This window comes from Pseudonocardia sp. GCM10023141 (assembly GCF_042653605.1).
On sequence record NZ_JBHSIR010000066.1, the window covers coordinates 96,687 to 104,248 of the forward strand.

General features: G+C 70.0%; 6 protein-coding genes. 3 read left to right on the forward strand and 3 right to left on the reverse strand.

Annotated features, from left to right (window positions below; translation table 11 throughout):
- Window positions 1-73 precede the first annotated feature (73 nt).
- Both ACFPFQ_RS37745 and ACFPFQ_RS37750 read left to right on the forward strand, forming a co-directional pair.
- The gene (locus ACFPFQ_RS37745; RefSeq protein ID WP_379627698.1) at window positions 74-1,000 is read left to right on the forward strand and encodes an alpha/beta hydrolase; all 927 of its coding nucleotides are present in this window, start codon (window positions 74-76) and stop codon (window positions 998-1,000) included.
- A gap of 38 nt (window positions 1,001-1,038) precedes the next feature.
- Window positions 1,039-2,664, forward strand: a complete 1,626-nt coding sequence (locus ACFPFQ_RS37750) for a flavin-containing monooxygenase (RefSeq protein WP_379627700.1) — start codon at window positions 1,039-1,041, stop codon at window positions 2,662-2,664.
- Between the two features lie 84 nt (window positions 2,665-2,748).
- Here the strand turns inward: ACFPFQ_RS37750 and ACFPFQ_RS37755 are convergent, their stop codons facing one another.
- Entirely contained in the window at window positions 2,749-2,883 is a 135-nt protein-coding gene (locus ACFPFQ_RS37755) for a hypothetical protein (protein ID WP_379627702.1), read from the reverse strand.
- Window positions 2,884-2,893: 10 nt separating this feature from the next.
- Here ACFPFQ_RS37755 and ACFPFQ_RS37760 point away from each other — a divergent pair, with 10 nt between their 5' ends.
- Window positions 2,894-4,630 (forward strand): MFS transporter, encoded by a 1,737-nt coding sequence (locus ACFPFQ_RS37760; RefSeq protein ID WP_379627714.1) that lies wholly within the window; start codon window positions 2,894-2,896, stop codon window positions 4,628-4,630.
- Here the strand turns inward: ACFPFQ_RS37760 and ACFPFQ_RS37765 are convergent.
- Both ACFPFQ_RS37765 and ACFPFQ_RS37770 read right to left on the reverse strand, forming a co-directional pair.
- Window positions 4,608-6,194, reverse strand: a complete 1,587-nt coding sequence (locus ACFPFQ_RS37765; RefSeq protein WP_379627704.1) for a 4-hydroxyphenylacetate 3-hydroxylase family protein — start codon at window positions 6,192-6,194, stop codon at window positions 4,608-4,610. The genes ACFPFQ_RS37760 and ACFPFQ_RS37765 overlap by 23 nt on opposite strands.
- Before the next feature lie 58 nt (window positions 6,195-6,252).
- Entirely contained in the window at window positions 6,253-6,759 is a 507-nt protein-coding gene (locus ACFPFQ_RS37770; RefSeq protein WP_379627706.1) for a flavin reductase family protein, read from the reverse strand.
- Window positions 6,760-7,562 lie beyond the last annotated feature (803 nt).

Below are 7,562 nucleotides of genomic sequence, written 5' to 3' on the forward strand. Positions count from 1 at the left end.
CGCCACGCTGGGACCCACGTCACACCGGCCGGGCCGCAGCGACGGCCACCGGCACGAGTTGGAGGAGGACCAGATGACAGCGGCGCCATCGACCCGCCCACCGGGCTGCTCGACCGAGTCGGACGCGCTCCGCGCGCTCTACGCCGACTGGGCCGACATCATCGCCACGACTCCCGGCCTGACCACCCGCCTGTTCCGCAGCATCTTCGACGAGTGGCACCAGCCCACCCGCGAACCCGAGGACGTGACCTACCGGGAGGAGACCGTCGGCGGCGTCCCGGGGATCTGGACGCTGCCGGTCGGCGCGGACACCTCGCAGGTGCTGCTCTACCTGCACGGCGGCGGCTTCGCCGTCGGCTCGGCCGCCAGCCACCGCAAGCTGGCGGCGCACGTGGCGAAGGCGCTGGGCGTCGTCGCACTCGTCCTCGACTACCGCCGGGCGCCGGAGCACCCGCACCCCGCACAGGTCGAGGACGGGGTCGCGGCGTTCACGGCACTCACCGACCGCGGGATCGCGCCGGCCGCCATCACCACGATCGGCGACTCCGCGGGTGGCAACCTGGCCATCGCCGTCGCGCTGGCGCTGCGTGAGCGGGGCGGGGCGCTGCCCGGGCGGGTGGTCGCCTTCTCGCCGTGGCTGGACATGGAGAACACCGGTGCCACGCTGGTGACCAACGACGCGACCGACGCCCTGATCACGGTGCCACTGCTCGAGGGGATGATCGCCGGCGTCCTGGGTGCGGAGATCGACCCGCGGACACCGCTGGCGAACCCGCTCCACGCCGACTTCACCGGCTTCCCCCCGCTCTACGTCAATGCCGGCGGGGCGGAGTCGCTGCTCGACGACGCCACCCGCGTGGCCGCGCGGGCCCGCGCGGCCGGGGTGGACGTCACCGTCTCGGTCGTCGACGGCATGCAGCACGTCTTCCCGTTCCTGGCAGGCACCGCGCCGGAGGCCGACGCGGAGATCGCCGCGCTCGCCACGTGGTACCGCGGATGACCGTGCTGCCCCCTCCCCTGCCGACCCCAGGAGCATCCATGAACACCCCCTCCACTCCCGACGTCGACGCGATCGTCATCGGCGCCGGCTTCGGCGGCATCTACATGCTGCACAAGCTGCGCGACGAGCTCGGCCTGACCGCCACGGCCTTCGAGAAGGGCGGCGGCGTCGGCGGCACCTGGTACTTCAACCGGTATCCCGGCGCCAAGTCCGACACGGAGGGTTTCGTCTACCGCTACTCCTTCGACAAGGACCTGCTGCAGGAGTGGGACTGGAACACCCGCTACCTCGACCAGTCCGACGTGCTCGCCTACCTGGAGCACGTCGTCGACCGCTACGACCTGCGCCGCGACATCCAGCTCGACACGGAGGTCACCGGCGCCGTGTGGGACGACGCCACCGACCTGTGGACGGTCACCACGGCCGACGGGGCCAGCCGCACCAGCCGCTTCCTCGTCAACGCGCTCGGCCTGCTCGCGAAGAGCAACATCCCCGCCATCCCGGGCCTGGAGGCGTTCGCGGGCCCGCTGGTGCACACCAACGCCTGGCCCGCCGACCTCGACATCACCGGCAAGCGGGTCGGCGTGATCGGCACCGGCTCGACGGGCACCCAGTTCATCGTCGCCGCCGCGAAGGCCGCGGCGCACCTCACGGTGTTCCAGCGCTCGCCGCAGTACTGCGTGCCGTCGGGCAACGGTCCGGTGGACCGGGACGAGGTCGAACGCACCAAGGCGGACTTCGACGCGATCTGGGAGCAGGTCCGCGGCTCCGTCGTCGCCTTCGGGTTCGAGGAGAGCGGGATCGAGGCGATGAGCGTGTCGGCGGACGAGCGGCGCCGCGTGTTCCAGGAGAACTGGGACAAGGGCAACGGCTTCCGGTTCATGTTCGGCACGTTCTCCGACATCGCCACCGACCCGGACGCGAACGCGGCCGCCGCCGCCTTCATCCGCTCCAAGATCGCCGAGATCGTCGACGACCCGGAGACCGCCCGCAAGCTGACCCCGACCGACGTCTACGCCAAGCGCCCGCTGTGCAACGAGGGCTACTACGAGACGTTCAACCGCGACGACGTCGAGCTGGTCTCGATCAAGGAGAACCCGATCCAGACGATCACCCCCACCGGCGTCCGCACCGCCGACGGGGTGGAGCACGAGCTCGACGTCCTGGTGCTCGCCACCGGGTTCGATGCCGTCGATGGCAACTACCGCGCGATGGACCTGCGCGGGCGCGACGGCCGGCACATCAACGACCACTGGACCGACGGCCCGACCAGCTACCTCGGGCTGTCGAAGGCCGGGTTCCCGAACATGTTCATGATCCTCGGCCCGAACGGGCCGTTCACGAACCTCCCGCCGAGCATCGAGTCGCAGGTCGACTGGATCGGCGAGCTGATCGGCAGCGCGATCCGCGACGGCGTGCGGACCGTCGAGCCGACCGCGGCTGCGGAGGCGGGCTGGACCGCCACCTGCGAGGAGATCGCCAACATGACGCTGTTCCCGCAGGCCGACTCGTGGATCTTCGGGGCGAACATCCCCGGCAAGAAGAACGCCGTGATGTTCTACATGGCCGGGATCGGGGCCTACCGGCAGAAGCTCGGCGAGGTCGCGGGCGCCGGCTACGACGGCTTCACGATGACGCGCGCGAGCGAGGGAGCCCGCGTCTGAACGAGCACCTGATCGATCGCCCGGGCAGGTCGCTGGTGCCCGGCCGGATCTCCGGCCGGGCACCGCGGCATCCGACCCGCACGCTCACCCCGCCGCGACACCGTCGATGACGGTGTTCACGAGGTCGCGGACGTACTCGCCGTCGATGGTCTCGCGGCTCACCAGCAACCGGTGGTACATCGCGCCGTAGAGGGCGTCGATCACGACGGTCAGCCGCACCCCCGGCCCGATCGGCGCCTTCGTCTTCGGTCACATCGCCGACCGCACGGGTCGCAAGCGCGCCACGATCATCGCGCTCGGCGGGGTGGGTGCCACGACGATCGCCATCGCCGCGCTACCCGGATACCAGCACCTCGGGGTCGGCGCCGTGGTGCTGCTCATCATCCTGCGACTGCTGGGTGGGGTGTTCCTCGGCGGTGAGTACACCGGAGCCAACCCGCTCGCGATGGAGCTCGCACCGCAGGCCCGGCGCGGGGTCTACGGCGCGCTCATCAACAGCGGGTTCCCGCTGGCGTACGCGTTCATCTCGCTGCTCACACTGGCTCTGCTGACGCTGGTGCCCGCCGACGGCGTGCTAGCGGGCTACGTGCAGTGGGGCTGGCGGATCCCCTTCGCGCTGGGCGGCGTGTTCGCGATCGTGCTCGCCTTCTACTACCGGCGCTCCGTCAGCGAGTCCGAACTGGTCAAGGGTGCCGCGGCAGCGTCGTCGGCGCAGTCATCAGCGCAGTCATCACCGCTGCGGTCGCTGTTCCAGGGCGCGAACCTGCGGAGCTTCCTGCTGCTGGTCGGCGCGGCGCTCACCGTCCTGCTCATCGCCGTCTACTCCCCCTGGGCGTGCCTCCCGTCCTACATCTGCGAGCGGTTACAGACGGGCGTGCGGGCATCGGGGTACGGCCTGGGCTACGGCCTCGCCGTGGTGCTGCCGTCGTTCTACGCCTTCTACCAGGCGGGGCTCGCACTCCGGCTGAGCCTCGGCTACGGTCCAGCAGATGTCGTCGATGCCCGCCATCGGCCACACCGATGGGAGCTGGCCGTGCCGGACCTGCGCAGCGTCGACCTCAACCTGCTCGTCGACCTGGACGCGCTGCTCGCCACCCGCAGCGTGTCCGTCGCGGCACGACGGCTGAACCTGAGCCAGTCCGCCATGAGCGGGTCGCTGGCCCGCCTGCGCAAGCTGTTCGACGACCCGCTCATGGTCCGCAACGGCAGGGCGTTGACCCTGACCGCACGTGCGGAGGATCTCGTGGAGCCGGTGCGCGAGGTCCTCCGCGGCATCGACGCGGTACTGGCCGGGCCCGAGCGCTTCGTGCCGGCCACCGCCGGCCGCTCGTTCTCCATCAGCGCGTCCGACTACGCGACGGCCACACTGCTCGCACCGCTGATCCGGACGCTGTCGGTGGAAGCACCGCACGTCACCGTCAACGTCCGGCCCCGATCCGACGACGTGCACGCCCTGCTGCGCGACGATCGCGTGGACCTCGCCATCGAGCCGCAGGAGACGCTGGGCCCGTCGTCGCTGCCGAGCGCGGCCCTGTTCCGCGACCGCTGGCTGTGCGTCCTCGACGCCGCGATGCACGAGGGAGTCGCGCGGGACGGCCTCGACCTGGACCGCTACCTGTCGCTGCCCCACCTCGTCTACTCGATCGGCCAGGACATGCAGCTGAACCTGGCCGATCGGCACCTGATGGCGCTGGGGCTGGCCCGGCGGGTGGAGCTGACCATCGAGAGCTTCCTGCTCGTGCCGCTGATGGTGCGCGGCACCTCACTGGTCAGCCTCATCCTGGAACGGACGGCGACGCTGCTGCCGATGGACGGGCTGCTGCTCGTCGAGCCACCGATCCCCGTGCCCGACATCAACGAGACGATGTACTGGAACCCCCGCCACTCCGCCGATCCCGCGCACCAGTGGCTGCGCGCGATGGTGCTGGCGACGGCGGGTCGGGTCAGGCCGGGGTCGGCTCCTTGAAGTAGCCATCACGCACGTCCTGCTCACGCGCGTACTCGGGCTGGTACTTCACCGACGCGTAGTGCGAGCGCTGCTCGGCGTCCGCCGCGCGGGCGGCGAGCTCCGCGGTGTCCCCGAACCCGAGCACCTGCCGGGCGAGGTCGGTGAGCGGGCCGTCCACCTGGTACTCGGTGCGCTGCATCGTCAGCAGCCGCACCAGGTAGAGCGGGGTGCCGTTGAACTTCTCGAACATCTCGTGCCGGGCGCCCCACTGCGTGAGGTAGCGCTCGCTGATCTGCCGGAAGATGCTGACGCGGTCCCGCGCGCTGATGGCCGAACCGCGCAGCGCCTCCTCCAGCTTCGGACCGATGTACGGGTCGTCGAAGTCGGCCCTGGTCGGGGCCATCACCACGCCGCGGCCGCAGAACTCGATGAGCTGGTTGACGATGTCGTGGATCTTCTCGAGGTAGTGCGCGCGCCCGAGGTCGACGTAGATGTTGTTCGGCTTGTAGAGCCCACCGGCGGTCACGAAGCCCGTGTCCTCCGCGGCGATGACGAACGCCTTGCACGTCTCCCGGAACCGCACGATGTCGGCGAGCTGCGCCTGCACGACCGGGCTGTTGTTCGTGCCCAGCGCGCTGGTCAGCAGCAGCGCGAGACCGACGATGAGCTCCGCGTGGACGGTGTGGCGGATCTGGGTCTCGACGTGCACCCAGTCGAACTGCCGCTGCGGGTACCACTTGGCGTGGTCCGGGTTCCCGATGTGCTGCACCCGCTCCCACGGGATGAACACGTCGTCGAAGTACGCCATCCCGTCGAGCTCGTCACCGATGGTGGAGAGCGGGTGGTCGTACGGGTCGGCCTCGGGCGTCGCGTTGGACTCCCGGCAGACCAGTGAGACCCCCGGCGCCGTGACCGGCACGAGCGCGTACACCGTCTGGTCGACGGTCTGGCCCGGCCGCCACAGGTTGCCGATGAGCAGCTCGTTGACGAAGGCGATCGACGTACCGATCGCCTTCCAGCCCCGCACCACGATGCCGTCGTCGTTCTGCTCGACCACGCTGAGCATGGGCGTCTCCGCCAGCGCGTCGTCGCGGCCGCGGTCGAACTGCACGTCGACGAACATCGGTGACAGCGCGATGTCCTCGGTCGTGACGCGCTGCCACTGGTCCCGGATGTTCTGCGCGAACGGGATCTTGCGCCCGTCGGCCGGGCGGGCGCTGTCCTCCCACGGCTGCGGATCGTCGACCTGCGCGTACATCACCACGTGCATCCCGGCCGGCGGGCGGGTGAAGATGCCGCCCTTGAAGTGGCGGAACCAGAACTCGTGGAACGCCCGCCGCTTCACGATGTCCTCCTTGGACCGCGGCAGGAACCAGTGCATGCTCTTGCGCTCGCCGTCGTCGTCGACGAACGTCAGCACGTCCTGGTGCTCCGGCTCGTGGTGGAGGTCGTAGTACTCCGCGATGGCCTTCGCATAACCCGCCGTCTTCGGGTGAGTGGTGACATCGTCGATCAACTCGCCGCCGACGTAGACCCGCCGGCCGTCCCGCAGTGATTCCAGGTACTGGGCGCCAGTCCTCATTGCTGCTCCTGTTCATTGACGTTCACACAGAAATTGCGACGAATACGGGCCGAGCGGATCAGGACGCTTCCTCGTGCTCGACGAAACGCCCGAACCGGCCGCAGAAGTACGACAGCGGCCCCCGTCCGGAACCGGTGCGGGCCTCGGTGACCTCGGCGACGAACACGCGGTGGGTTCCGCCCTCGACATCATCGACGACCCGGCAGGACAGGTGCGCGATCGCGTCGGTGAGGCGGGCCCCGTGATCGGTGGCCGACCAGGCGACATCCCGGAACTTGTCGGCTCCGGCCGTCGCGAACGCCAGCGCCATGCCGCCCTGACCCTCACCGAGGATGTTGATCGTGAACCGCCCGGAGGCCTCGATCGCGGCATGGGTGCCCAGCCGCTGGTTGAGGCAGACCAGCACCATCGGCGGCTCTGCCGACAGCGAGGAAACGGCACTGATCGTGGCGCCGAACTGCTGCCCGTCGCGCTCGGCGGTGACCACCGTGACCCCGCTGGCGAAATGTCCAACGGCCCTGCGGAACTCGGCCTGACCGAGCCGCTGAGCACCATTGCTCTGCATTGTTTCCTCCGAAGCCGGCAACATCATTTCCCGGAAGCTGTCCGGAATGACGGTAGGGAGAATTGTGGCTACGGTCCAACAGATGTCACGGATAGGTGCCATCGGTGGCGGCGATACTTCGGCCGAACACGGCTCGGGCCCCGCACGTCAGGAAGGCCACCCTGCTGACGTCCAACGTCTGGAGGGCCACCCTGCTGACGTGCGAGTCGGGACAGATCGACCCGCGAGTCGGGACCGACTTACCCGCCGGTCGGGTCGAGTTGGGTTGTGCCCCGGCTTTCGTGCCGCCCGTCAGGTGCGGCCGGGTCGCGTGCCCTGGCTTTCGGGCCGCCTCGCCGGCAGGGCAGGTCTCCGGGAGGTTGGGGCGCGTCCTCCCGTCGACCTCCCAGAGGGCTATCACGCGACCGCCCCACGGGCAGGCTTTGGGATCGGGGTCGGTTCTGGGTGTGGCTGCCCGCGGGGCGGTCGCGTGATCGGGCTTCGCCAGGTCGACGGGAGGACACGCAGTCCCCGCTGCGCGCGCTCGGGCTCTCCTGCCCGGCAGGGCTCGGCCGAACCCGGGTCAGGCGTGCCCGCGGGGTGAGGTGGTGTGGGTCAGCGCGCGAGTTGCGACGGATGGGCCCGCGAGTTGGGGCGGATGGGCCCGCGAGTTGGGACGGTTGGGCCCGCGAGTTGGGACGGATGGCGCTTGTTGACGTGCTTCCGATGGCGCGGGCGGATGATTTCGCCGTTTCGACACGGTGATTTCGCGATCTCGGCACGGCGATGAGGGGATCCGTCGCGCCGGCGGTGGGGGGTCACGG

Bases quoted from the DNA above. Each gene is read 5' to 3' on its own strand.
- ACFPFQ_RS37745 (WP_379627698.1), top strand. From the start codon at position 74: ATGACAGCGGCGCCATCGACCCGCCCACCGGGCTGCTCGACCGAGTCG.
- ACFPFQ_RS37750 (WP_379627700.1), top strand. From the start codon at position 1,039: ATGAACACCCCCTCCACTCCCGACGTCGACGCGATCGTCATCGGCGCC.
- ACFPFQ_RS37765 (WP_379627704.1), bottom strand. From the start codon at position 6,194: ATGAGGACTGGCGCCCAGTACCTGGAATCACTGCGGGACGGCCGGCGG.
- ACFPFQ_RS37770 (WP_379627706.1), bottom strand. From the start codon at position 6,759: ATGCAGAGCAATGGTGCTCAGCGGCTCGGTCAGGCCGAGTTCCGCAGG.